This window comes from Novosphingobium olei (genome assembly GCF_012927405.1).
GTDB classification, from domain to species: Bacteria; Pseudomonadota; Alphaproteobacteria; order Sphingomonadales; family Sphingomonadaceae; genus Novosphingobium; species Novosphingobium olei.
Map to the genome: position 1 here is coordinate 217706 of NZ_JABBGM010000002.1, position 25558 is coordinate 243263.

The 25558-nt window shown below is 63.0% G+C and carries 22 protein-coding genes and 1 tRNA gene; 5 read left to right on the top strand and 18 right to left on the bottom strand.

The window, feature by feature from the left end; translation table 11 throughout:
* Window positions 1-2: 2 nt before the first annotated feature.
* The 5 genes from HHL27_RS05065 to HHL27_RS05085 are packed head-to-tail and all read right to left on the bottom strand — an operon-like array spanning window position 3 to window position 4104.
* Window positions 3-827: an urea amidolyase associated protein UAAP1 gene (locus HHL27_RS05065; RefSeq protein WP_169492303.1), complete on the bottom strand. Its 825-nt coding sequence runs from the start codon at window positions 825-827 to the stop codon at window positions 3-5.
* Window positions 824-1300 (bottom strand): CopG family ribbon-helix-helix protein, encoded by a 477-nt coding sequence (locus tag HHL27_RS05070; protein ID WP_169492304.1) that lies wholly within the window; start codon window positions 1298-1300, stop codon window positions 824-826. The genes HHL27_RS05065 and HHL27_RS05070 overlap by 4 nt, the downstream gene beginning before the upstream one ends.
* Window positions 1297-2148: an ATP-binding cassette domain-containing protein gene (locus HHL27_RS05075; protein WP_169492305.1), complete on the bottom strand. Its 852-nt coding sequence runs from the start codon at window positions 2146-2148 to the stop codon at window positions 1297-1299. The genes HHL27_RS05070 and HHL27_RS05075 overlap by 4 nt, the downstream gene beginning before the upstream one ends.
* Window positions 2145-2960: an ABC transporter permease gene (locus tag HHL27_RS05080; RefSeq protein WP_169492306.1), complete on the bottom strand. Its 816-nt coding sequence runs from the start codon at window positions 2958-2960 to the stop codon at window positions 2145-2147. Before HHL27_RS05080 ends, HHL27_RS05075 begins: the two co-directional genes overlap by 4 nt.
* 49 nt (window positions 2961-3009) lie before the next feature.
* Window positions 3010-4104: a putative urea ABC transporter substrate-binding protein gene (locus HHL27_RS05085; protein WP_169492307.1), complete on the bottom strand. Its 1095-nt coding sequence runs from the start codon at window positions 4102-4104 to the stop codon at window positions 3010-3012.
* 714 nt (window positions 4105-4818) lie between these two features.
* Here HHL27_RS05085 and HHL27_RS05090 point away from each other — a divergent pair.
* The 4 genes from HHL27_RS05090 to HHL27_RS05105 all read left to right on the top strand — a co-directional run bounded on the left by HHL27_RS05090 (window position 4819) and on the right by HHL27_RS05105 (window position 10016).
* Window positions 4819-7194 carry a TonB-dependent receptor gene (locus HHL27_RS05090; RefSeq protein ID WP_169492790.1) on the top strand — a complete coding sequence of 792 codons (2376 nt, stop codon included), beginning with the start codon at window positions 4819-4821 and terminating at the stop codon, window positions 7192-7194.
* Window positions 7195-7288: 94 nt separating this feature from the next.
* Window positions 7289-8215 (top strand): MBL fold metallo-hydrolase, encoded by a 927-nt coding sequence (locus HHL27_RS05095; protein WP_169492308.1) that lies wholly within the window; start codon window positions 7289-7291, stop codon window positions 8213-8215.
* A 114-nt stretch (window positions 8216-8329) separates the two neighbouring features.
* Window positions 8330-9331 (top strand): sterol desaturase family protein, encoded by a 1002-nt coding sequence (locus tag HHL27_RS05100; RefSeq protein WP_169492309.1) that lies wholly within the window; start codon window positions 8330-8332, stop codon window positions 9329-9331.
* A 25-nt stretch (window positions 9332-9356) separates the two neighbouring features.
* The gene (locus HHL27_RS05105; protein WP_240959394.1) at window positions 9357-10016 is read left to right on the top strand and encodes a hypothetical protein; all 660 of its coding nucleotides are present in this window, start codon (window positions 9357-9359) and stop codon (window positions 10014-10016) included.
* Window positions 10017-10087: 71 nt separating this feature from the next.
* On the opposite strand, the gene HHL27_RS05110 is transcribed toward HHL27_RS05105, so the two are convergent.
* Window positions 10088-10567, bottom strand: a complete 480-nt coding sequence (locus HHL27_RS05110) for a hypothetical protein (RefSeq protein ID WP_169492310.1) — start codon at window positions 10565-10567, stop codon at window positions 10088-10090.
* Between the two features lie 154 nt (window positions 10568-10721).
* On the opposite strand from HHL27_RS05110, the gene HHL27_RS05115 reads away from it, so the two are divergent.
* Window positions 10722-12416 (top strand): FAD/NAD(P)-binding protein, encoded by a 1695-nt coding sequence (locus HHL27_RS05115; RefSeq protein ID WP_169492311.1) that lies wholly within the window; start codon window positions 10722-10724, stop codon window positions 12414-12416.
* A 251-nt stretch (window positions 12417-12667) separates the two neighbouring features.
* Here the strand turns inward: HHL27_RS05115 and HHL27_RS05120 are convergent, their stop codons facing one another.
* From HHL27_RS05120 to HHL27_RS05175, 12 genes are all read right to left on the bottom strand, one after another.
* On the bottom strand, window positions 12668-13423 hold the full coding sequence (locus tag HHL27_RS05120; RefSeq protein ID WP_169492312.1) for a reverse transcriptase domain-containing protein: 756 nt from the start codon (window positions 13421-13423) through the stop codon (window positions 12668-12670).
* Window positions 13395-13892 (bottom strand): hypothetical protein, encoded by a 498-nt coding sequence (locus tag HHL27_RS05125; RefSeq protein ID WP_169492313.1) that lies wholly within the window; start codon window positions 13890-13892, stop codon window positions 13395-13397. The genes HHL27_RS05120 and HHL27_RS05125 overlap by 29 nt, the downstream gene beginning before the upstream one ends.
* Window positions 13893-14086: 194 nt before the next feature.
* The gene (locus HHL27_RS05130) at window positions 14087-15211 is read right to left on the bottom strand and encodes a tyrosine-type recombinase/integrase (RefSeq protein ID WP_169492314.1); all 1125 of its coding nucleotides are present in this window, start codon (window positions 15209-15211) and stop codon (window positions 14087-14089) included.
* 6 nt (window positions 15212-15217) lie between these two features.
* Window positions 15218-15694 (bottom strand): DNA-binding protein, encoded by a 477-nt coding sequence (locus HHL27_RS05135; RefSeq protein ID WP_169492315.1) that lies wholly within the window; start codon window positions 15692-15694, stop codon window positions 15218-15220.
* Window positions 15695-15699: 5 nt separating this feature from the next.
* Window positions 15700-15888, bottom strand: a complete 189-nt coding sequence (locus HHL27_RS05140) for a helix-turn-helix domain-containing protein (RefSeq protein WP_169492316.1) — start codon at window positions 15886-15888, stop codon at window positions 15700-15702.
* A gap of 100 nt (window positions 15889-15988) precedes the next feature.
* Window positions 15989-16699: a hypothetical protein gene (locus HHL27_RS05145; RefSeq protein ID WP_169492317.1), complete on the bottom strand. Its 711-nt coding sequence runs from the start codon at window positions 16697-16699 to the stop codon at window positions 15989-15991.
* Between the two features lie 11 nt (window positions 16700-16710).
* A complete protein-coding gene (locus tag HHL27_RS22760; protein ID WP_169492318.1) occupies window positions 16711-19944 on the bottom strand; it encodes a type ISP restriction/modification enzyme in 3234 nt (1077 codons plus the stop codon).
* 65 nt (window positions 19945-20009) lie between these two features.
* Window positions 20010-21242, bottom strand: coding sequence for an integrase arm-type DNA-binding domain-containing protein (locus HHL27_RS05155; RefSeq protein ID WP_169492319.1), 1233 nt, complete (start codon window positions 21240-21242; stop codon window positions 20010-20012).
* A 212-nt stretch (window positions 21243-21454) separates the two neighbouring features.
* Window positions 21455-21528, bottom strand: a tRNA-Gly gene (locus tag HHL27_RS05160).
* A gap of 52 nt (window positions 21529-21580) precedes the next feature.
* On the bottom strand, window positions 21581-22996 hold the full coding sequence (locus HHL27_RS05165) for a PepSY-associated TM helix domain-containing protein (protein WP_169492320.1): 1416 nt from the start codon (window positions 22994-22996) through the stop codon (window positions 21581-21583).
* A 16-nt stretch (window positions 22997-23012) separates the two neighbouring features.
* A complete protein-coding gene (locus HHL27_RS05170; RefSeq protein ID WP_169492321.1) occupies window positions 23013-25013 on the bottom strand; it encodes a TonB-dependent receptor family protein in 2001 nt (666 codons plus the stop codon).
* A gap of 85 nt (window positions 25014-25098) precedes the next feature.
* Window positions 25099-25509, bottom strand: coding sequence for a hypothetical protein (locus tag HHL27_RS05175; protein WP_206069403.1), 411 nt, complete (start codon window positions 25507-25509; stop codon window positions 25099-25101).
* Window positions 25510-25558: the final 49 nt, after the last annotated feature.

Below are 25558 nucleotides of genomic sequence, written 5' to 3' on the forward strand. Positions count from 1 at the left end.
TCTCAGCGGCGGAAGTAATCTTCGACATTCAAGAAGGCGCGCTGGCCTTCGGGCGTTGCATTGCGGATCGGGTCTTCCTCACCCGTCACTGCGCCGCGCCAGGCGGTCGCGCGCAGCGGGGTCACGGTCCATTCGGTCCGGGGATCGAGCACGTGTGGCACGTTGGCGATCACCACGATGACGTCCATCTCGGCGCGCAGCACCACCTGCCGGCCGGGCACGAAGGGGCCGATCTGCGGCGTGATCGCGCCATCAGCCTCGATCTTGGCGCCCTTGAATAGGTTGATGCAGGGGTGCACGTCGCGGCGCTGCAGCCCGTGCTTGGCTGCACCCAGCAGAAAGCGGTCTCGCCCGTTGGGATAGGCGCCGCTGTTGCGGCCTTCGCCGTATTTCGCTTCGTTGGTGGCGGCATTCGATGTGCCGCAGAACGCATCGTGCGTGCCCGCATCGTCGTCCAGGATGCTCAGCAGCACGCGGCCCATGTCCGACAGCAACAGCTTGCTTGGACCCAGGTAGGCGTTCCATTGCACCTTGACCGTATCGGCCACGTTCAGCCGCTCGCTCGGCATCTCGGCGTTGAACACCTGCAATCCCGCGCAGGCATCGCCCTTCAGGTCGATCAGCCGCAACCGCGTGCCCCGCGTCAGGCGGCGCGTGGAATAGCCGCCCGCTGCGATCGTCTCTTCCCAGACGATGTCGGCAGGATCGACGTCCGCCGGCAGGTCCGAGGCGACCGGCGGAAGCTTGGGCATCGCCTCTACCACGGTGCCGGCCATGGCACGGGCATGGTCGCGCGCTGCGAGAGGATTGTCGAGAACGGCAGTCATGCAACGGCTCCATTGCTGCTCTCGGCCACGTCCGGCTCGTAAAGCGGGGGCAGGAGAGCGGTGGTGGTAACGAGCTGGAGTTGGTGGACACCGCGCACCCGGCGCAGCGCGTCGCACAGCTCTTTCAGGCGGACGGCGGGCCCTTGCACCAGCAGGACCTCGAGCGACTGGTCGTCTTCCAGGAAGACGTGCTGCGAGGAGATCACTTCCTTCAGGTATTCGCCCTGGGTCTGCGCCAGCTGGTGGCGCACCCGGCCGCGATCGCCGCGGTAGACGATGGTGATCGTGCCGGCGAGCATCTCGTCGGGCCGGGTATGCGCCTCATGCTCGGCCAGCGCGTGGCGGATCAGCTCGGCGATCAGCTGCGAGCGCGAAGGCAGGCCGCGCTCTTCGACCATCACGTCCAACTGGCGGAACAGTTCGCCCGGCAGGCTCATCGACAGCCGGGCAAGGCTGGTGGGTTCGCTGTTCATGCCGAAGCCCTCTCTTGTGCAATTTTCTGCGTCGGTTCGGCCGGCGCCGTGTCGCCCGCTGTGCTGGCTGCGCTTGCCGGAGACTTGCGCAGTGCAAGGTCGTAGACCGCCGTGGCGCCGAAGCGGTGTGGCGCGTGCGGATCGTGGCGGCGCTTGTCGAGCGCCAGCACGCGGGTGCCCAGGCTGAAGGCTTCGCGAATATCGTGCGTGACCATGATGATGGTCAGCGAATAATCGCGCCACAGCTGGGTGATCAGCGCGTGCATGTCGGCGCGGATGCCGGGATCCAGCGCGCCGAACGGTTCGTCCAGCAGCAGGATGCGCGGCCGCTTGAGCAGCGCCTGCGCGATCGCCAGCCGCTGCTGCATCCCGCCCGACATCTGCGCGGGATAAAGGTGCATGGCATCGCCAAGGCCGACCGCGGCCAGCATCTCGGCCGCCTGCGCTTCGGCCGCCTTGCGCGCCGTGCCGAACAGCCGCGCCATCAGCGGCGCTTTCTCGCATTCCAGCCCGAACACCACGTTGCCCAGCGCCGAAAGGTGCGGGAACACCGAATAGCGCTGGAACACCACGCCGCGATCGGGCCCGCATTCGGGGTTGAGCAGTTCGCCATCGAGCAGGATGCGCCCGCGCGTCGGCACTTCCTGCCCCAGGATCACCCGCAGCAGGCTGCTTTTGCCCGCGCCCGAAGGGCCGACGATCGACACGAAGGATCCTGCCTCGAAATCGAGTTCGACCTTTTCGAGCACGATCTTGTCGCCGTATTCGACCCACACGTCGCGCAGCGAAAGGATCGGCCCTGCCGAAGCAGCGGGGGCGGCAGGAGCGGGGGTTTGCGGCGCGCTCAATGGCTTGCTCCGTGGGCCCAGGGGAAGGCGCGCCTGCTCAGTTGGGCGAGCGCCACGTCCATCACGATCGCCAGCAGCGCGATCCACGCGACGTAGGGAATGATCACGTCCATCGACAGATAGCGGCGGACCAGGAAGATGCGGTAGCCAAGCCCGATGTCCGACGCGATCGCCTCAGCCGAGATCAGGAACACCCAGGCGGGCCCGAGCGCCAGACGCAGCGCGTAAATCAGCCGGGGCAGGGCCTGCGGCAGCGCCACCCGCAGCATGATCTGCCACGATCCGGCGCCCAGCGTCTGCGCCTTGATGATCTGTTCGCGCGGCAGGCTGCCGACATAGGCGGCAATGTCGCGCACCATCACCGGCGTGATGCCAATGACGATCAGCGCCACCTTGGCCGTCTCGCCAAGGCCGAGCGCGATAAACAGGATCGGCAGCAGCGCGATCGGCGGGATCACCGCGATGCCGGTTACCAGCGGCCCGATCGTCGCACGCACCGGCGGCAGCACGCCCAGCACCAGCCCGATCACCAGCGAGGTCAACGTCGCGATGCCGAGCCCGAGGCCCAGCCGTTCGAGGCTGGCCAGCGTATCGGCCCAGAACACGTACTGTCCCGAAAGCTGATCGGGCTGGAACAGCAGCGGGACCATGCCCGCCACCATCCCCTGCGGCAGCGGCAGGATCTTGTCGAACGGGTTCGCGGCGTGCCGGCTCACGGCCAGGAACAGATAGACCAGCATCAGCAGCAGGATCGGCACCGCGCCCAGCAGGACCGCGTCGCTCCTCCGTATCTGGCGATTTACCCAGCGCATCGTCTTGTCCTTGTTGCGTTCCCGAAGGGCAGGGCCAGAACTGGGCGGATCAGAGCTTGCCGTCGGCGGCGAGCTTCATGAAGCTGTCGTCGAAGCGCAGCGTGACGTGTGCCGGATCGCCCAGCGTCTTGGCGCCGGGGAAGGCCATGCCCACCGCATCGGCGGAACTGGCGCCCTTGAACAGCCCTTTCGAAAAGCTGAAGTCGCGCACCTTGGTCATCGTCGAAACCAGCGCCGGCGCATCGGCCGCCGCCGCCGCTGCCTTGGGATCGGCGTAGAGGAAGGTGGTCTTCAGCTGCTGGTCGAACACTTCGGGCGTAGTGCCCGAAAGTTTGGCCATCGCGGCGCGAGCGGCCTTTCCTTGCGCGTCCTGGCGCTGCATCAGCGCCATCGTTTCATACCAGATGCCCGCCAGCGCCTTGCCGAGGTTGGGGTTGGCCTTGAGCGTGGCGGTATCGACCACCATCAGGTCGAGGATCTCGCCCGGGATCTGCGCCGAGCTGAACACCTCGGAAACGCCCGCTTGACCCTTCATCACCGAAAGTTGCGGGTTCCACGCCACCGCCGCGTTGACGTCGGGCGCGTTGAACGCGCCGACGATGTCCGCATCAGAGGTATTGACCGTCTTCACATCGGTCGATTTCAGGCCAGCTGTCTCCAGCCCCCGCGTCAGCAGGTAGTGCGAGACCGACAGTTCGACCAGGTAAACTTGGCGCCCCTTGATCGCAGCGAGCGAGTTGGCACCCTTCAGCAGGATGCCGTCGTTGCCGTTCGAATAGTCGCCGACGATGATCGCGCTGGTGTCCTTGCCGCCTGCGGCTGGGATGGTCAGCGCATCCATGTTGGTCACGGTCACGCCGTCGAACTTGCCGGCGGTGTACTGGTTGACCGACTCCACGTAGTCGTTGACCTGCACCAGGTTGATCTTGATGCCGTACTTGTCGGCCCACTTCTTCACGATGCCGGCCTGCTGGGCATAGGGCCAGGGCATCCACCCGGCATAGATCGACCAGCCGATGTTGAACTCGGTCTTGGGTGCGGCGGACGGCGCCGCCGAGGGCGAACACGAGGCCAGCGCTAGCGCGGCTGCGATTACTCCAGCGGTTGCGAACTTGGCTCGGAGGCTGGTCGCCGTGATGGTCATCGAGTCGATCCCCTTTCGCAGTGCAGCATCACCACGGATCGCCCGCTTGTCCATCGAAAAATATTACGACTTTAAAAAAGGGTAATAACGGCCTTATGCCCACTCGGGTGTGGGCCACAGCAGTGCAACCCTGCTGCCGTCCCACGATTTCCGCCGATCCGGCGATTCGCCTGATTCGTTCCGGACGATTTGCTGCACCGCCGTCGTGCCAGGTTTGCGCTCGGTTCGGACGTACGTCAAACGGCGTACATGCCGACGTAAAACTGTCACTTTTTGCGCTGCGGCACCCTTTTTGATCATACTGAGCAACTGCGGAATTATTACGCTTGACGCATTAGGTAATATCCATACCGTATTGAGCATCGCCAATACGAGCGATGGAACGAAAGGGTGGAAACGGCGTCGGGCAACCGGCGTCAGCGAAGGGGACCAGCGATCCGCAAGCCGGCCTGCCATGCTGCCAATCTGGACTCTGCGCCCTTGCGGCGCGGCGGGCGGACGCGGCGTAACGGCCAGCAAGCCGCTTCCTCCTCCTCCGCCCCCCTCGAATGCACAAGGACAACCGGGCTCCTGTCAGCGGGTCGCGGAAATGAAAGGCGCCGGCCACGCAGCCAGAGCGTCGACGGGAGAGTGATGTCACCACACCACAGGCATTGAAGCTAGGGGGTCGGAGTGACTAAGACATTGTTTCGCAACACGCTGCTCGGAGCGACCATGCTCATGGGCCTCGGCACCACGGCCGCGTTCGCACAGGAAGCCCCGCAGGCCCAGACCGGCGCATCGGGCGCCGCCGACGGCGCCAGCAACGAGATCGTCGTCACCGCCACCCGGCGCGCGACGTCGCTGCAGGACGTTCCGATCAACATCACCGCGGTCGGCGCCGAACAGCTCGAACGCCAGCGCATCAACGACGTGCGCGACATCGCCGATTTCACGCCGGGGATGACGATCGCGGACACCGGCGCCGGCAGCACCGGCACAATCGTGCTGCGCGGCCTCAATGCATCCGACAGTTCGGCCACCGGAAACAGCTATGACAGCGCCCTTGGCATGTATCTCGGCGAAGTGCCGCTTTACTATGACTTCAAGCTGCTCGACATCGCCCGCGTAGAAACGCTGCTCGGGCCGCAGGGCACGCTCTATGGCCTGGGCACGCTGGCCGGCGCGATCCGCAACATTCCCAACCGGCCCAACACCGACAAGATCGAGGCCGAGACCCACGGCCGCGTCTATGCCAAGTCGCATTCGGGCAATACCGGCTACCAGCTCGACGGGATGATCAACATCCCGATCGTCAAGGACCACATCGCGTTCCGCAGCGCGACCGGCTATTACTACGATCCCGGCTTCATCGATTACCCGCTGCTGCTGCAGAAGCCGGGCGTCTCGCTGCCCCAGCCTGATGGTCCCACTTCGGTCTCGCCCGCAAGCTACGCCGCGAACCTTTATCGCAAGGACGATCTCAACTTCGAGCGCACCTTCACCACGCGCAACCAGCTGCTTTTCAAGCTGAACGAAGACCTGCAGGTCGATTTCACCTACGCCTACCAGAAGACCAAGACCGAAGGCGGCCAGTCAAATAGCAACGGCGTGCTCGGAACCAGCAAGTACGAAAGTGCCGCGCGCTATGTCGAACCGGTGGATCGCCAGGCCCACCTCATGGCGATGGAAATCACCGCCAACCTCGGCAACATCGCCCAGCTTGTCGCTACGACCGCTTATACCAACGTGCGCAACCGTCGCCGGGGCGACAACACCGACCTGCTGCTCGATCTCGACTACGGCTACGAAAGCTTCCCCGCCTTCTCGAGCTGGAATGAAAGTGACGATCGCCGCAAGCAGTTCAACCAGGAAGTCCGCTTCGTTTCGACCCACGGTGGCCCGTTCAGCTGGGTAATCGGAGGGTTCTACAACAACCAGCGAAATCACCGCGATTACGTCGAGCACCTGCCCGGCCACCCCTGGATCGATCTCGCGACCAATCCGAACGAAGTCGAATACGCATCGTTCAACCGCTCGCGCGTCACCGAAAAGGCGGTGTTCGGCGAAGGCACGTTCAAGATCACCCCGCAGTGGCAGGTAACCGCCGGTGGCCGCTGGTTCGAATATACTTCGAAGATCGCTGGCCGCGCGGTGGTGCCGATCCTGGGTGATCCTGTCAGCCCCTATGATCTGACGGCTGCCGGTGGCACGACGAAGAAGCAGGGCTCGGTCTGGAAGTTCAACACCTCCTACAACTTCACGCCCGACATCATGCTCTATGCGACTTACAGCAAGGGCTATCGCATCGGTGGCCCGAACGCGGTCGCGCCGTGCATCCTGCCGCTCAACCCGAACGTCCAGAACGTCTGCGCCCTGCCCAACGAACAGCAGTACGGGCCTGACTCGACCAAGAACGCCGAAATCGGCATCCGCACCCAGCTGTTCGATCGCAAGCTGACCTTCAACGTCAACGTCTATTCGATCAAGTGGGACGGCATCCAGGTCGCCTCGGCCACCGTCAACGGCATCGTCGGGATCACCGTCAACGGCGGCAAGGCGAAGTCCGAAGGTGTCGAAGCTTCATTCCAGCTGCGTCCCACCGATCGGCTCTCGATCCAGGGCACCTATTCGTACACCAATGCTCGCCTGACGCAGGATGTGCCCGCAATCATCGCGGTCAACGATCCGGCGGGAACGTATCCGAGCTCGCCGATCCAGCTCGATGCGCTCAAGGGCGATCAGCTGCCGGGGTCTGCCAAGAACAGCGGCAGCCTGGGCGCCACCTACACGATCCCGGTTGGCGAGGGGAAAGTCATCGCCGACTGGACGGCGACCTACCGCGGCTCGGTTGTCACCCGTCTCGGCTGGGATCGCGCCTATGGCGAAAAGCTGCCGGGCTACGTGCTCCATCGCGCCTCGTTCGGGTACGAAGCCGATCGCTACAGCGTGACGCTCTTCGCCAACAACATCTTCGACAAGTACGCCGTGTCGGCGGTCTCGAACGACCTCTCGCGCGTTGGCCTCAACGACGGTGTCCTGCTGCGCTACTATCGCAAGTCGGTGATCGATCCGCGCACGGTCGGCCTCGAATTCCGCCTCAAGTACTGACCTTTTTCCCCTGAGGTGGCGCCGCCGGCAACGGCGGTGTCACCTCCACCACCGCGCTCTTTCGCGTCGCACCCTGCCAAAAGGCTCCCCCGTCATGATAACCGCCGTTTGCGCGCGTGCCCTGCGGCATGCGGGCCCCCTCGCTGCGCTCGCCTGCCTGCTGGCAAATCCTGCGCAAGCCGCCCCCGCCACGCCATCGCTGTTCCACGAACGCTGGATCGATGGCGCCAGCGGCGATGAGCCGGCGGTGCAGGTTCAGGCGCTCGACGGCGATACCTTCGTCCTGCGCCAGTCGGTCCGCACCAATTTCGAAGCGCCGTTCCTCTATCTGCTGTTCGGCCGGGAAAGGGCGTTGCTCGTCGATACCGGGGCTCCCGACGGGCATATTCGCCCCACCGTCGATCGGCTGATTGCGGACTGGGCGGCCCGCCACGGCGGCAGGGCGCCGCACCTCGTCGTTGCGCACAGCCACAGCCATGACGATCACACCGCCGGCGATGCCGCTTTCCGCGCACGACCCGACACCACCGTCGTCGGCCTCAAGCCGGCCGACGTCGCTGCCTTCTTCGGCGTGCGCAGCTGGCCGAACGACATCGTGCCCTTCGATCTGGGCGGCCGCAGGCTGTCGATCATTCCCACGCCCGGCCATCAGGCGGCGGCGATCATGGTCTATGATCCGCGCCTGAAAGTGCTGCTCTCGGGCGATACGCTCTACCCCGGCCGGCTCTACGTGCCTGTCAACTTCCTCGCCGATGATCGCGCGAGCGTCGATCGACTGGCCAGCTTTGCCGCAACCCACCCGATCCGCGCCGCGCTCGGCGCGCATATCGAAATGACGAAGACGCCGGGGAAGGACTACGGCCACGAAGCGCCGACTCATCCGGACGAACACCGGCTCGAACTGCCTGCATCGCAGATCCGGCAGCTGCGCGCAGGTCTCAAGGCCCCGCTTGACGCGGCCGATATCCGCCATGTCCACGATCATTTCATCATCGTCACCGTACCGCCCAGAGCAGAATGAAAGCTCATAGATCACCTCTATGCCTTCCATCAGACTTTGCCCTCTGGCGAGATGGGGGTGCTTGCAGGACCCTCAAATCACGGACGAAATCCGCAAATATCAGGGACTCGTGAGATGGACGGAATTCGCGTTGGCAAGCGTGTCGTGGGCACCCAGTCACCGGTCACCATCGGTTGGGAAAACGTGCCGAAAGTCGAAGGGGGCTTCTTCAAGCGGCTGTTCTTCTCGTGGTTCCAGCCTGCCGTTCTGTTCGGCCTGATCGCGTTCTGGTATTATGCGCCCAATTCGATCGCCAAGGCTTCGGTCGCCATCGGCATCGGCATCGGCTTCCGGGTCTTCCTGCTTGTCTTGGAACAGATCGCCCCGCGCCACGAAAGCTGGAACCTGACCTGGAAGGAACTGGCCACCGACCTGTTCTACGTCGGGCTCGGCTACACCGCGCTCGGCCTGGTCGATTTCTTCATCAGCAGCGATGCGCTGATCGAAGCGGCGCGAAACAGCTTCAACTGGGACAAGCTTGCGTGGTTCACCCACTGGCCGCTGCTGCTCCAGGCCTTCATCATCGTTTTCATCTTCGATTTCGGCCAGTACTGGATGCACCGCGGGATGCACAACTGGTACCCGCTGTGGCTGCCCCACTCGGTCCACCACTACATCACCCAGCTGAACATCAACAAGGGCGCGGTCGGGAACCCGCTGGAACTCTTCCTGATCGGGCTCGGCATCGGTGGGATGTTCGATTTCCTTCCGCGCGCCGCGCTGCTTGCTGGCGCCATCGGCATGGCCATCGGCACCTACCAGCACATCAACGTGCGCTTCAACACGCCCGCCTGGTGGCGCTTTCTGTTCAACACGACGGAGCACCACAGCCTGCACCATTCGCGCGACTTCGAAGCCACCCGCAGCAACTATGCGAATTCGTTCATCTTCATCGACCGCATCTTCGGCACCTGCCTGGATGGCGAAGCCGAACTGCTCGGCATGGAAGGCGGCCGTCGCATGTCTATCCGCGAACAGATGACCTATCCCTTCACCGAAGGCTGGAAGACGCTGAAGGAACGGATGGGGCGCGCCGCTGCGGTGTCCGCCGATCCTCACGCGGTGCCGGCCGAATGATCGCGCACGAACTGAAAGTGATGGCATGACCGCTGCCGCCCTCTGGACCGAAGCTGCCGGACCGCGCCCCTTGAACCTTCGCCGCCTTGTCGAACGGATCTGGACCGTGCGCGGCAGCCTGCCGCTCGATCCGGCGCTTGCGCCCGAAGCGGCGCTCGCCCGGCTTGATCCCCTGTTCCAGGAATATGGCACCACGGTCACCCGCGATCAGCGCGGCCTGGCCTACGACAAGAAGGATCCCGGGGCGCAGGACCCGCTTGCCACCTTCGACAGCGGTAGCCTCGCCGTGGTCGAAGGCGGGGAAGGGGCGGTGCTCACCTGGCGGCTGGTCAGCAAATCCCTGCTCGCCTGCTTCTTCGCTCCGCTGCTGTTCCTTGCCTTTGCGCAGACGGCCGTCCTCATCGGCGATCACCTGGCCGCATCGGCCGATGCCAAGGCGGACAAGAAGGATGAGAAGAAGGAGCCGGTGCTCTACCAGAACCCGCTCGACAAGGCGCTCGGCGCACCGGCGCCCGAAAAGCCCAAGGACGACGAAAAGAAGAAGGACGCCAAGAAGGAGCGCAAGCTGTCGCCGACGCCTGGCTATGTCTTCGCCGGGATCTTCGCCGTGCTCTACATCGTCGGGCGCGTGCTCGAACCGATGCTCGTCCGCCGCCGTTTCCGCCGCCTGCTCGAACAAGGCTGACGCAAACGAATTCTAGCGGTCCAGAGAATGACGGTAGGGCTGACAGATAAAGAACCCGTAGCGGGCGGAATTCAGGCTGAAACACGCGCTTCCATGAAGCGAACGTATCGCGACTGCGCGCGGGGCCTTGGTGCCTCACCCGACGCACCGCGCTTCAAGGCGTATCCACGCTCCCGCGCCAACTCGTCGACATTGACACAGGCATCGACGTGCCAGCCCGGTGCACCCTGTCGTACTGTCTGCACGGCGTCCTTCCAGCTTTTCGCTTCAAGAAAGCGGTAATCATGCTGTTCACGCATCGAATCCGATGAATTGCGGCCAAGCTCGGCCACATAGAATGCGGCCGTTGGATCGGTGTTCTGCGCATCGGGATCTTCGAGTTCGAATTCGATCCAGCCATCCAGATGCGCGGCCTTCATAGCCGTGCTGAACCGTGCCGCGCAGACGCGGATCAGTTCCGCATCATCGAATGCCACCATCGGGTGCACCTCGTGACTTTCAAACAGATTGCCGTTGCGCATCCCCCCGATTTCCACGAGATAGAGTTTCACGGCATTCCTTTCAGGGGGGCGAGGCTTCGGTCAGACCAAGGATGGGCGAGGTGGGCATGGAACCCGCCACTTTGCCGTGTGTTCCACCGATCACGACCCGGCGGCTTTATCCGCGCGGCAAATCGGACGATCGGACAATCTTCTTGTGCCAGACTTGGCTAAACCCACTGAACGCATTGCCATCATTGGCGCCGGCGCGACCGGCACGTACTGCCTCAATGCCCTGATCGCCAGCCGGGCGGCGGCAGAAGTGACGGTGTTCGAATCCAGCGCCTGTCCGGGCCCGGGGCTGGCCTATTCCCCGGATCTCAATGACATCCACGCGCTGTCCAACATCGCCGGGTTCGAGATACCGCCCCTCCTCGAAACATTGAACCAATGGGCCGTGCGCCAGCCACGGCTATTGCTTCAACAGTGGGGGATCGCCGATCGCGCCGGCGACGATCGTTCTTTCTTTCCGCGTGCGGTGCTGGGGGCGTGGCTTGCGGATCAGTTCGCTCGTCTGGTCGCCAGCGACGCTACCTCGGTTGTGGTCCACACCGGTGCCGAAGTGATTGATGTGATTGCCATGCCCGGCGCCTGCCGCGTGGAATGGCGCGGGTCAGACGGTGTGACGGCGGTAGATCAGTTCGATCGGGTCATCGTGGCTTCGGGATACGGCGCAATCGGCACCGAAGGCAACGATGCCGAGCGCAGCACTGGAAAATCGGCATCGATAGCGGCCAACAATGGGGCGTCGAAACGCTTCGGCGTCCTGGGATCGTCGCTTTCCGGAATCGACGCGGTTGTCGCGATTGCGATGGCAAGAGGCCGCTTCGAGCAGGAAGCCGGTCTGCTGCGCTACATCCCCGACCAACCGTGGGACGCGGTGCTGATGAGCCGTAACGGGCTATTGCCAGAAGCCGACTTCTGGTTCCCGCACCCGCTACCCGAACTGGAAGGCTTCACACCGGAAACTGCGACCGCTTGTCTCACCGGTGAGGACGGCGATCTCGACCGGCTGTTTGCGCAGTTTGCTGCGGTCCTTATGCGCGATGCGCCGCAATGGTCTGCAAGGATCGGGCTTGAAGAAGCCACGGCTGACGATTTTGCCGAGCGCTATTTCGCCAAGCGTCAGTCCAGCGATGCCTGGGCCCATGCCCGGAAGAATCTGGAAGACGTAAGGTCGTGGAGCGAGAACAAGGACACGCCGGCGTGGCGGATCGTCATCCTCAAGGCTCACGAAATCTTCGCCACAGTCATCACACTGCTGACACCGCACGACCTTTCGCGCCTGCACCGCGGCTTGAAGCGTGTGTTCACAGACAACTATGCGGCCGTGCCCCATCTTTCGATCGAGCGCATGCTTGCGCTTCACGACGCCGGCGTGGTCGATGTGGTCGCTCTCGGGAGTGACTACGATATCCGCCCTGAGCGCAGCGCCTGGCGTGTGCAGTCGCCGGCCTGGTCAGCGCGTTTGGATGAGCTGATCGACGCGCGCGGGCCGCAGGCAGCGGCGCTGACCCTCTTTCCCTTTCCCACCTTGCGGCTTCAGCTCTGTGCCAGCGCGCTCGAGGAAAGCCAGGATTGGCGCGACGGGATCAACCCGGCCCCGGACCTTACCGCAAGCGAGCAAGACCCCGCTTTGCGGAACGTGCATCTCTGTGCGCTGCCATTTCTCTTGCGCAACCGGCCGTTCGTTCAGGGCCTCGTCGAATGTGCCGCGATGGCGCAGGCGGTCGGCGAAGCCATCAGCGCCACCTCCCCTTGTGAAAACGCGGACTATTCGACGGCCGAACAGCTGATCGACCTGCTCGATAAACCGTCTGTCATTCTCCCGACTGGGGAGGTCCTGCCTTTAGCCGGTTGAGGGGGCAAGGGTGCCAGCATCGACCCACCATCCAGACAGATGCGAACGTCGATGGACAGGAAAATGGAGCGGTGAAGGGAACCGAAAAGTGCGTGAAAAGCATAGGTTTTCAAACGTTATTTTTGCGAATAGTCTGTAGAATACCCCCAAATATACCCCCATGCAGACTGGCTGGCAGCAATCTGTGTCGATCGAACAATGCAAATGCCCCCACACGTGATTGAGATGGCAACGCTTTCCAGTCTCCTCGATTAGAGCAGATCATCAGCCTGATCGGTATCTACGCTCCACACATAACCATAAATGCCCATCTGCTCGTTAGCGCTCCCGCTAGTGAACGCTTCCTTGAACGCCTTCATGCGTTTATCAGTCACGAGCATCGAGCCCGAGCCGAACGCGATATTGAAGTTTGTCACGCTTGCGCCTGGTGGCTGTACCTTTGTGGGATTGAACGAAAACCGCGATGCATCGGCGGCTTGCTGAAGTGTTCCAAGTGCCGCTTGGACGGCATGTTCGCTATCGCCCGAAAGCGTAATGTCATCCATGTAAACGGTAACCGTGCTGCCTTGCTGGCGCAGCTTCCTGATAGCTTGGCCTAGTGCAGAGTGGCTCAGCACGAGTGATGATAAAAGCGGAGACTGGACAAAGCCGAAGGGAATGCTGAAGTGTCGTCGCGGCGGTTTCTTGTCAACCGTGCTGTCACAGGCCATGTCCCAAGCATCGGCATGTGAAAATCGCAGGCGCTTAAGCGAGCGATGTACCCGTTGCCGCGTGATCTGGTCGAAAAAGCGCTGGAGGTCTACTGACGCCACCCATGGCGCACCACTATGCAAGCGTGCTGCGGCAACGTGCCCACCTTCTTGTAGGTGATAGTAGTAGCTTGGCGCTTTCCAGCGCGCCTCAATCGCAGACTTGATCTCATAACCTCGGCTGCGTCCGTGGTGTGTCGGAACATAGACGCGCGTGCCGGGCTTGAGTTCAAAATGGTGACCGTAGAGATTTCGCACGATAGTTGGTGACCTCAGCCAGAAGCTTCACGGCCCAGTAGACGCTTTGCAGCGCACCGGCCAGAATGCTTAGGCTGAGGCCACAGTAACGGAACAAACGAAACTTGTTCTTCATACCGTGGGTTCTCCACTCTACCCCCGGCTGCCTTGCGCTTGCGCGCCAGTCACCAACCAAAGCAGGCATCATGGCCACTGGACAGCCAGTCACCGTGTTGCCCCGAAGCAGTGTCATTGGGATTGCCAAGTCGCCGCCGTGAAGAACCTCATGCCGAGGGAATAGCAATATGGTTCGAGCCGTTTGCCATTGCAAGCCATCTTCGCGGGTCCGCGTTTTTGTCACGGCAATGTGAAACGCCGAACCGTCAGCAAGCGGCAGGACTGCGGCGTCCACACGGCGAACGTCTCCATCGCAACCACATTTGCCCCAATCCAGTTTCAGACGGGCAAGCCGGTCCAGATCGGTATGCAATTGTCTACACACACCCTACGCGACAAATCGCACGCGAATGGCCCGGAAACCTGCGCCTCTCCGGCGATGGCAGCTTCCCAATCAAATTTGACTTGCGGGCATTCGTGCCAGTCTGATTCAAATCAGCGGACACCAGTTGCCCGGATTTCCGAAGGTTCGGCGGGGCTGCACTAGCAATACCGCCAGACCCATTTTCAAGTCGGAACGCCCCCCGGCAAAGCCTGCATTGCAGCCAGCACTTGAGCGACCAACGCCGGATCGACCGCATCCGCCAGCTTGCCCGCTGCGCCCTTGGCCATCGCCATACCCCGGATCAATTCGGCCTGCCGGTGCGGGGCGACGGTGCCGTAACTGGTCAGCGTCGTCATAACGCGCTCATGCCCCAGATTTTGCGACCACGCCTTGAACTGCTCCGGCGTGGTGCAGACCTGTTCGCCAAGCTGGACCAGCGTATCCCGCAACGAATGCGGGTTGAAATAGGGCAGGCCAGCCGCCGTGAACGCGTGGCGGAATATGTCGCGGATCGGCCCGGCTCCTTGCCAGCATTCCCCCCGGCGCAGGCCAACAGGCGCGAATCCGCCATTCGCACCAAGCCCGATTTGCGTGGGCGGAAACAGCGGGTCATCATCGCCCCATAGCAGGGCAGTGCGCAGATACTCGCACCAGTCCCGCACAATCGTCAGTGCATCGCCGCCGACCGGGAAGAACCACGTCGCAAAGGTCTTGCTGGCCTTTGTCTTCACGTCGCGCGCGTCCTGATCGACGCGGCCTTGCACCAGATCGACGTGCTTAAGCCGGAACGTCGCCAGCGCGCCGTCACGCGCGCCTGTGAGCAAGGCGAAGGCCACCAGCGCGCGGTTGCGCAGTTCCATCGCGGTGCCGGTTGGCATGGCGGCGATAACGTGGTGGACCTGTTCCAGCGTGGGGAACGCCTTGTGCCGGGCCGCCTTGGCAATTCGCACGTCCTTTTCGGCCAGGTTGAAATAGTCGGCATCGGCATAGGAAAGGCGGGACTTGTAACCGGGCTGCCCCGCCAGCCAGACAAAGAACGCGCGCAGGGCGGACAGGGTGGAATTGACCGTCGCCCGGCTCAAAGGCTTGCCGGTGCGGACCGCCGGTTGCTGGTCCAGTTTGTGCTTGAAGGCCACCGCCTGCGCCCGGTGAAAGGTCTTGAAGTCCTTGTGCCCGTTCGCCTCTTCAAAGCGCGCCAGCGCCTTCGCCACGGCATCGATCGATCCTTCGTCCCGACGCTGCGCTTCCTTCAGATAGGTGAAGTATTCGCGCTTGATCCGCGCGTTTGCGGCATTGTGTTTTGCCATGGTCAGTCAGTCCTTTCGATTGTCACAATTCAGGGAAGGTTCGGTGCACTCACATATGCGTGGGCCTGCCTCCCTGATTTGGACGTCCAGATCGGGCATGATCGCGGCGATTGCGGCCAAGCGGGTGCGGCGGTGCATCATGGTGCCGCACACCTCGCAAATGGCGCTCAGGTTGCCCGTGGTGGCATTCTGGCGGGTGGCTTCAACCATCCCCATGGCGGGCGCTCGCGGCTGGCGGCACTTGAAGCAATAGAGCGTGCCCGGCGGACAGGGCCGCTTGCGGATGGCGTTGCGCTTGGCGAGGAAGGCGCGAACCGTGGCTCCGTCAAACAGGGTGGGGCGGCCCTTGCTGACAGGCTCCAGCCCATTGGCCTGCCAGTGCCGGACGGTATTCTTGTGGACGCCGCAACAGGTCGCCAGTTCCGCCGCACTGTAGATGCGGTGGATCTTTACACGCTGCGGGGTGGGCCGACGCGCGGGCACGGCGATCAGGCCTGCCCTTCGATCAGCGCGCGTAGGCTGGCAGCCGGGATCAGGGTGCGCTTGCCGATTTTGCGCGCGTCCAATCGCCCTTCGCCGATCAACTGATACAAGCGGGTGCGGCCCAGCGAGGAAATGCGGCAGGCTTCGCGGATGGAATAGGCGAGCGGTTCAAGGGGGGTATTGGCAGTATTCATCGGAAAGCCTCCGTTCAGTTGCGAACGGGGCTAACCTGCGCCGGATGCAGGCGGGCAATCAGCCGGAAAGGGCCTGCTTGAGCCGGAAATGCTAGGCCAATTAGTTTCCGGCTGAGCGCAACCGTCGCAAGATGGCATTCACGACTGGCTGCACGGTGCCCCTACCGGGTTCTGTTTTTTTGCGTTCACTCATCCGCGCAAAGACGGCATCGATGATGGTGGACTGCCCATCATGTCCTTGCCCCTCTGGAATGCCGGTTTCATGGATATATATGGCCAGTTCCTCTGCAAAATCCGGCCACCAATTTGCGGCTGGGCGGCCACCGCCGCGCTGCACGGGGGATGGGACCGATTCACCTGCCCTTTCGTCGCTGGGCCGCGGCCAGGAAAAATGCGGCAACTGATTGGCGTCGACTTCCAATCCAAGGGCAGAGCCTGAGCCGTTTTCCCCCCAACCAGTTCTTTTCCCATCAACTTTGAACTCAAAATCGCCTGCCAACCAATCCCACTCTTTTCGAATAGGAAAGGCGGCAGCGAACCCTGCCCAGAAGGTCAGAGGCACCGGGAACATCCCATCCGCATCGCGACGCAGCGGCGGCTCTGGCTCGATCTCAAAGCTGTTGTCCCAGTCCTCCGTCAGTAAACTGGCTCGCGACGGCAACTGCCCTGATTGCAGACGCCTCAGCAGCGCGTCACTCGCTGCCTTCCAGCAGACTTCGTCATCGGCGTAATAGTTTGCCGCTTCATATTGCTTTCGCAGCGCTTCGAATGCGGCAAAAGCAGGAACCCAGCGGGCATCAGGCGTGCTCATCCCGCCGGCGCTCAATCCAGCGGCACTTCGATGGTGCGCATGACTCGGTCGGTTTCGGCCAGGATTTTGATGATGCGCTGATAGTGGCGGATGTCGTCATAGGTCAGGGCGCGGCCCTTGCGGTCTTTCAGCCACTTTTGCGCTGGTTGATAGCCGCCGATGTGGAATTCCCATGCAATCGCGGGCACGCCGTCAAAATACTGGTCTGCATTGATCCAGACTTGGCCGTTTACATGGCGCGGCTTGTCCACCACGCTGTCGCCGTCACCGTGGAAGGGATAGGGCGTTGCGCCGATGGCGGCATCCTCCATCAGGTGCAGGCGGCGCAGGGCTTCGCCCTGTTCGCTGATCGTGCGGAAGCTCTCCGGGCTGGCCGGGAAGGGGATGCGGGGGAAGTCGATTTTCAGGAATTCGGCATAGGTGGCCCGATAGGAGGGGCAGTGCAGCACGCCGTAGATGTAATCGAACACCTTGACTTCATCGGGGCGGGCATCACCCGCCGCGCGGCGGAAATCGCCAGATGCTATCGTGCTTACATCGGGCGCGGGGGTGGGGCCGGTGAGGCCAGCCGCCTTGCGGATTTGGGCGTAGAGCTTGGCGACGAAATTGACGCGGATGGTTTGGTCGAGGGTGTCAGGTTCGGGGTAGAGGTAGAGGGGCAAGTTCATGGCATTTGATGCGGTTGTGCCAGAGAGAAAAATCGCCTCACTGACTGCCGTGGTCACGAACACGTGGCGGAAGCGTCGATCTTTTACGCCCTTTGACGTCAGCAAGCCGAGGTTGGAGTGGCCGACATAATTTCTCATGACCTCGTTTCGTGGATAGCAGTGAAATCCGCGTGATTTGCCGGTGTAGAAAGTCCAACTTGGGCTAAACGGACGGTATAAAATCGGCAGCAGGCGATCCTGCGAATAGTGGGCTATGACATCGGCTTTGGCCCCTGCAACGGTCCAATCGCGCACGTCCTTTCCAAGATCGTAGCGTTCGCGCAGAGTTTCAGCCTCACTCTGGGTGAAGTCCTTCACGCGGTTCCAGAGCGCATCGCGGTTCATGTCGATGGTCAAGTCATCGCGTGCAGTGACGATGCCGTTAGAATTGACGAACATCAGCTCCCCAACTGAAAACCCTTGGGAATATTCCGCCTCCACATCATAATCGCGGGCGACGAAGGGATATTGTGGGGCTATTTGAGGTAGAGCCGTTGGGCAAAGAGTTTTTGGGCCGCCATCCCATAGAGCGGCATATTTGCTTTCGCGATTGCCCCACAGTTCACCATGAAAGAGCTTAGCCAATGGTTTGGCTGTTTTGCCCTCGCGACGATGTTTCACCGCAATGATGATGCCGACGCCCTGCATGATGTCGAATACGTTCTTGTCAGGTGAACCGTCCGGGCAGACTTCCTTCTTGTTAGTGTTACCATGCAAATCAAGCACGTGGATGCTGTCGAAAGTCTGCATCAAATGCCAGCGCATCCCACGTAACGTGGGATCAGAAAAATAGCCGTGACTAGTGATGAAGCCTAAAACTCCTTCACCGTTCTTGGCGATCATATGTTCTGCTAACCGGATGAATTTATGCTCGTCCTTGTTGATCCACTTGGGATTGCGTTCCTGCAACTTCTGGACCCCGCCGGGTTCCTTCTTGTAGGCTTCCATCAGCCCCATGATCCAGTCGCCTTTGTTGGCGCTCTCGCCCGAATAGGGCGGGTTGCCGATCACGCACATGATGGGAGTCTGGCGCTTGATGTCGCTGGCGGCCTTGGCCTCATTGGCAATGGCGCGGGACAAACCGAACAGGGTTTGTTCCACCCGTTCGCCTTCCTCAAGGCTGTTGGTCAGGAATACCCCAAGGCGCGGCGGCTGGGCCGATGGCTTGTAACCCAGCCGGGTCAGGATCATGTCCAGCTTCATGTGGCACATGGCATAGCTGGCCATCAGCAGCTCGAACCCGTGTAGGCGCGGGATAAGATCGCGCTCGATATAGGCGGATAGTTGGCCGGGTGCGACGCCCTTGATCCGTTCGGAAACCAGCTTCACCACTTCGGCCAGAAAGGTGCCGGTGCCGGTGGCGGGGTCCAAAATCTGGACGCGGTGGACTTCCTTCTTGATATGCGCGGGTTTGCCGGTTTTGGGGTCGTTCTGGCCGGTGTCCCAATCGATGGTGATCCGCGAAGTATCGGCCAAGCCATCGGCCAGTCCGAATTCCGTTTTCAGCACTTCGTCCACGGCGCGCACGATGAAATTCACCACGGGTTCGGGCGTATACCACACGCCGCGCGCCTTGCGCTTGGCAGGGTTATATTCGGCCAGAAAATCTTCATAGAAATGCAGGAACGGGTCTTGCCGCGCGGTGATCTTGCCGAAATTGCGCAGCACCCGGTCCATGTCGGTGGCGCAGAACACATGGCACAATTCATCGATCACGCGGCGCAAGCGTTCGTCCAGGTTGGGACCGGCGATGTAGATAAACAGTTCGCGCAGGAACGGATTGGTCTTGGGCAACAGGTCCAGCGCCTCGGCACGGGTGAACGTGTCTGGTGTTTCATCATGCAGCCGCGCTGCGAACAGGCCATACGCGATGGTTTCGGCGTAGATATCGGCAAATTCCTCCACGGTGATGTCGTGGATCAGGCTGGCCCTGAATGCCTCATACTGGCCGATCAGGTCGGTTGCAGTGCCGCTGGCGTCCTTGGCCTTCATGTCGGCCACCAGCGCGCGGCCCATGATGTCTTTGATGATTGCCGCCTTGCCCGCCATCATTGCGGCCAGCTTTGCCGATGACGTGACGCTCAGCGGGGTGATGTGCGCGAAGTCGCGCAGCCGGTTTTCCAGAACCGGGAAATTTTCGGTCCGCGCAGGCAGCGTCGGGATCAGGTCGGCAATGGTGATGAAATCCACCACCTCGCCATCGCGAATGAATTCAAAGTCCAGCCCGTTGGTGTAGATCAGGTTGGGCAGGCCCTTCTTGTAGCGCTCTTTCTGGGCCTTGCTGTAGTCGGTGGCGGCGAATTTCCGCACGTCCTTGCCGATGTCCTTAGCCTCGCACCAGCCGATGGCAACATCACCGCGATTGAACACGAAGTCCGGCGCGCCAACGTCGGTAAGGTGCTTGGGTTCATTGATGACGGTCAGCGCGGGGTCGATAGAGCCAAACAATTTGGCCAAGGCGGGGCGGAAACTATGTTCGGTTGACTGCCCGCTGGCATGGAGCGCGCGAATTTCACTTACGTAACCCTGAATATCCACGCGCTATTGCCCCTCATGCATTCAATTGAGGGGCTTAACGCCAGTCGCTCACGCCGCCAAGTCAGTCAGACCGCCTCACGTTCCGGGAACGGCACAATGTCCGCCCCTTTCCGTAGCTGGTCGAGATAGTCCGACCACCATTGCGCCATTTCAACGCGCTCTTTCCAATGCGCGCCGCGATGATAGGCCGCGCGCACCTTGTCGGTATCGCCATGGGCAAGTGCCCGTTCGATTGCGTCCGGGTTCCATTTGCCGCTTTCGTTTAGCAGCGTGGAAGCCATGGCGCGGAAGCCGTGGGCCGTCATTTCGTCGGTGCTGTAGCCCAGCCGCCGCAGACCGGCATTGACGGTGTTTTCGCTCATGGGGCGGGTGCGAGTGCGGACGGAAGGGAATACGTAGCCACTCGGCCCGGTCACTGCCTGCACTTCGCGGAACAATTCCACCGCCTGCCGTGACAGGGGGACGTGGTGTGTCTTGCGGGACTTCATCTTGCCCGCCGGTATTATCCAGAGTGCGCCGTCCAGATCGAATTCGCTCCATTCGGCGTGGCGCAGTTCGCCGGGGCGGACGAATACGTGGGGCGAAATCTGCAAGGCCAGTTTCGTAATCCCGCTGCCATCATAGTCATCAATGGCGCGCAGCAGTTCGCCCGCCTTCTTGGCGTCGGTGATCGCGCCGTAATGTGTGACCGTGGGGGCGGTCAGCGCGCCGCGCAGGTCGCGGGTTGGGTCCGACGCCAGCCGCGCCGTGGCCACGGCATAGCGGAACACCGCGCCAGCCAGTTGCAGGCTGCGCCGGGCGCTTTCCAGCTTTCCCTTGCCTTCGATTCGGCGAATGGCTGTCAGCACGTCCGCCGGTTCGATCTCGCCAATGGACAGTTTGCCGATGGAGCCGCAGACAAGTGAGAGCAGATATTCGCTGCGAATGGCAGTGGCCGGTGCCCAGCCCTTGGTCCCGTCGCGCCGCCGCTTCTCGCAATACTCGTCACAGATCGCCTTGAATGTATCCGCTGCCTGTATGCGGGCGCGCACCTTGTCGCGCTGCTTTTCGCGTGACGGGTCTTTGCCAAGGGCGATCAGTTCCCGCGCCTCTTCCCGACGCCTGCGCGCCTCGCCCAAGCCAATTTCAGGATATGGCCCGATGGCCAGGAGCTTCTCGCGCCCATCGACGCGATACTTAAGCCGCCAGAGCTTCCCCCCGGCTGGCGTGATCAGCAGGAACATGCCGCCCCCGTCCGCCAGCTTGATCGCCTTTGTGCCGGGTTTTGCATTGCGGATGGCTACATCGGTCAAAGCCACGGGATTGCCAGCCTTTCCGGGGGCTATACCCCCAATACACCCCCATGCGTGGGGGTATCGACTTGGCCGTTTTGCATATACCCCCCAATCATACCCCCAGCGGCTGGTGGCTGAATGCGAACGCAGGTGAACGCTTGCGGCCAGATAACCGCTAAATACCTTGGATTTTGGGGGTTTGTCTAGACGCCTACGAGCATCGGCGGACAGGAAAATGGAGCGGGTGAAGGGAATCGAACCCTCGTATTCAGCTTGGGAAGCTGCTGCTCTACCATTGAGCTACACCCGCGCCGGGCAGGGCGCGCGATTGCCACAAGCTCTGCGGCTTGGCAACAGCGCAATCAGGCCCTGATCCCCAGCCATCGCGCCAGCGGCGGGATCCGCCGCAGCACCAGCCGTTCGACGATCGCCATGCCGGCCATCGAGATCGCCAGCATCGGCAGCAACAACGCCAGCGCCGCCAGGATCGCCACCACGCCGCCGATCCTTACCGGCACGGCTGGCAGCGGCGGAGCGCCCAGCTCGCCGTCGTTCCTTCTCTTGCGCCACATCACGAAGCCGCTGACAGCCAGCGTCACCAGCATCATCGCGGTGGCAAGGCCGATCAACTGGTTGGCAAGGCCGAACAGCGCGCCCTCGTGCCAGGCGACGCCGTATCCCACCGCGCGGTCGATCGGATGCTTGTCGGCGAAGGTTTCGCGCGCTGTCACCTTGCCCGTGCGCGCATCGATCCGCAGCGTCACTGCACGGGGCCGGTCCTGCGTGTCCGACCGTACCGTCCAGTCTTCGCGCGGCGGTGCGCCGAAGGCTTGTGGCGCGCCCGGCGGTACCACGACGACGGGGAAGGGTAGGTGCTGCGCCTTGGCTTCGGCAACCACTTCGCTTAGCGTCGGACCCTGCGGCCCGCCGTGATGGGCGTGAAGCATTGGCATCGCCATCGATCCCGCGCTCGCCCCTGCGTTTGCGGCGGCGAGCATCGCGGCGTGATCGTGCCCGGCATGGTCGTCGCCCGCCACGGGAGGCGGCGCCTTGCCACCCACGGTCCAAGCCTGCTGCCCCTTTACCCAGCCCAGTTCCACCCGCACAGCGCGGAAGGCGGAGCCCCAGACATCGGCCCACGGCAGCCCGGTCAGCAGCAGGACTAGCGCCAAGCCCGATACCCAGAACCCGGTCACCGCGTGCAGATCGCGCAGGGCAGTCCGCCCACCGCCGGACAAGCGCGGCCAGACCACGCCGGCAAGGCCCCGCCCACGCGGCCACCACAGGTACAGGCCGCTGACGATCAGCACGATCGCCCAGCTGGCGGCGAGCTCGGCCAGCCAACTTCCGCGTCGGCCGAGCAGCAGCTGGCCGTGAACGTCATGCGCGATCTGCGCGATGCGCGTCTCGCTGCCGAGCGATCCCATGACGAGCCCCTGCGGCGAGACGAACACATCGCGCATGCCGATGTTGTGCGGCAGTGCCAGGTGGACCAGTGCGGCATCGCCTTCGCGTGCGGGCAGGCGGTAATAGTGCACGGTCGAACCCCGAAAGGCCGAAAGCGCGGCGTCGATCTGGATTTCGGGTGAGACGCTGCCGCGGTCGGGCATGCCGGTGAAGGCACGCTCCTCCCACGCATCGATCTGCGGCTTGAACAAGTATACCGCGCCCGTGCAGGCCAGCACCACGATCAGCGGGATCACGAACAGGCCGGCATAGAAATGCCAGCGCCAGATCGTGCGATAAAGGGCGGCGCGTTGCTGCGCGGGTGCGGTCATGACCGGAGCCTCCCGTTCAGAACCGCGCGCGCAGGCCGGCGTAGATCGCCCGCCGCTCGACCGGGTAATAGATCACCGACGCGGCGTTCGCGCTGATGACGGCGGCCACGTCGCCGATCGCCTTCTTGCCGGTGATGTTGCGCACGTCGGCAAACACGTCGAGCCCGTTGCGCAAGGTTGCCCCGGCGCTCAGGCCGATCAGCGCATAGCCCGGCGTGCGGGCGGTGTTGGCATAGTCGGCATAGGCCCCTTGCGGCACCCATTCGAGATTGGGCGCAATGTGCAGCGCATCGCCGCCGAAGCGCACTTCGCTGCGCAGGACATGGCGCGGCACCACCGGCAGGCGGTTGTCACCGAATTGCGCATCGCCCCGGAAGCGGAAGTTGGACCACTGCCACACCTGCCGCAGGCGCAGCCAGTCGACCGGTTGCCATGAAAGCCCGGCCTCGACCCCTTCGTGCAGCGTGCGGTTTGCGTTGAACGTGCTTGCAGGAATGTCGGTGGTCACCGTGTACTGCAGCATTTCGCCCTTCAGCGTGGCGCGATAGTAAGTGACGTCCCACGAGAGCGGCCCACGCTTGCCGCGCGTGCCCACTTCGACGGTCCACGCCTTCTGGGGCTGCACGGGCACGAAGTTTACCGTCTGCGCCAGTTCGACGAACGTCGGGAATTCGACCGAGCGGTTGGTGTTGGCGTAGACGTCGATCCCCTCGGCCGGCTGCCACAGCACGCCGATCTTCGGGCTGAACGCCTGGAAAGAGGCGCGCGCGTTGACCGTGCTGGGCATCGTGCGGTCCTGTTCGCGCCAGCCGTCGGCCCAGATGCCGCCGCCGATCAGCGAAAGCCCAGCCACGGGCGTGATGCGCAGCTCGCCATAAATGTTGGCCGTGCGCGCCCGCTGCGTCGCCTGGAAGATTTGCGCCCCGCGATGCCCGTTCACGTTGACGAACTGCTTTGCGTCGGTCGTGCCCCAGCGGATCTCGCCGCCCAGCGTGGCGGAGACGATGCCGCCGGTCCATTCGGCCCGCGCGAAGGTGCCCTTGTCCTCGCTCTTCTGGTCGATCACCACGTAGATGGGGTGGAACAGCTGCTTGTTGTTGTAGAACCCCCCGAACGTCAGGGTGCCCGCGCCAAGGTCAATGGTCGTCCGGTTCTGCAGGCGAAGGCTGGTGATGTCACGCTGCTGGTCGCCCGCCGTATTGCCCTTGGCAGGATCGTTCAGTGCGTCACTCCCATTGAGCGCGCCGGGAAGCTGCTGGTGGATGTCGTTGACGCTGGCATAGAAGCGCGTCGTGATGGCGTCCGCCAGCTTCAGCCCGACATTGCCGTTGAAGCGCACCGAATGGCGCTTGGCATGCGTGCGGTCGCCATCGTGACTGTCGACCGAAATGCCGGCCCAGGCATTGGCGCGATCATCGCCGAACCCACCCGAAAGCAGGCCACGGATCATATTGTACGATCCCCCGTCGATGCGGGCGAAGACCCCGCGCGCACTGTCCCCGCTCGGCGTCACGCCGTTGATCGCGCCGCCCAGCGTGCCTGATCCAAAGCGCAGCGCATTGCCGCCGCGATAGACTTCGAGATGGTCGAGGAAGATCGGCTCCAGTTCCTGGAAATCGCCGTTGTCGTCGGACAGGTTGATCGGCACGCCGTCCTGCAGCAGCGTCAGCCCGCGCATGTGAAAGCTGCGCGAAAGGCCCGACCCCCGGATCGAGATGCGCACTTCCTGCCCGAAACGCGGCTGGGTGTAGACGCCGGGCGAAAAGGCCAGCGTGTCGCGCAGCGAAACCACGGTGCGATCGGCGTAGTCCTCGTAAGGAACCACGTCGACACCGCCGGGGGTCTTGGCGATCTGCTCTTCGGCGATGGTCGCCTGGCCCTGGCCCACCACGATGATCGCAGGGGCTGCATCGCCGTCGTCGGGCGCTTGCTGGGCGTGGGCAAGGGGGGCGGCAACTGGGGCGGCCGCAAGCGGCAGCAGGCTCGCCAGCGCGAGCGTGGTACGGGAAATCTTCATGGAAAACAGCCAGTCCTGAAATGCGGATTGTCTGGCGCCGCGCCATCCGCGCGCGCCGTCACGTCAGTTCAGCCGCAAGTGCGGCTCAGGAGAGGGCAGGGGGGCCGCAGGGCGGGGGTAGGATCCGGGGGGCACGGCGCAGCGCTGGAAGCGCGACCGGTCCGAACCCAAGCGCGACAAGAAAAGCGATCGCGGCAGCCAGCAGCGCGGGATCGGCGCCCGAAAGAGCCGCCATGCCAAGGCCGGCAAAGGCGCAGTGCTCGTTCGCCTTGGCCTGCTCGGGGGCCTGCGCGGGCGCGCCGTGCTTGGCGACCGTGATCGTCATGGGACTGTGCAGGCCGGTCGCATCGGCGCAGACCAGCACGGTGAAGCTCGACGTCGCCGTCTTGCCGGGCATGAAGCCCGCGGGGATCAGCGCGCGCATGGCAAGCGCAAGCGCGACCAGCGCCATGGCCAGCGTGCGATTGCGCAAAAGGATTGCCCGAAGCCCCCGCATGGCCGCGCCGTTACGCCTCGCTGCTGCGCTTGTCATCAGCGCAAGCATG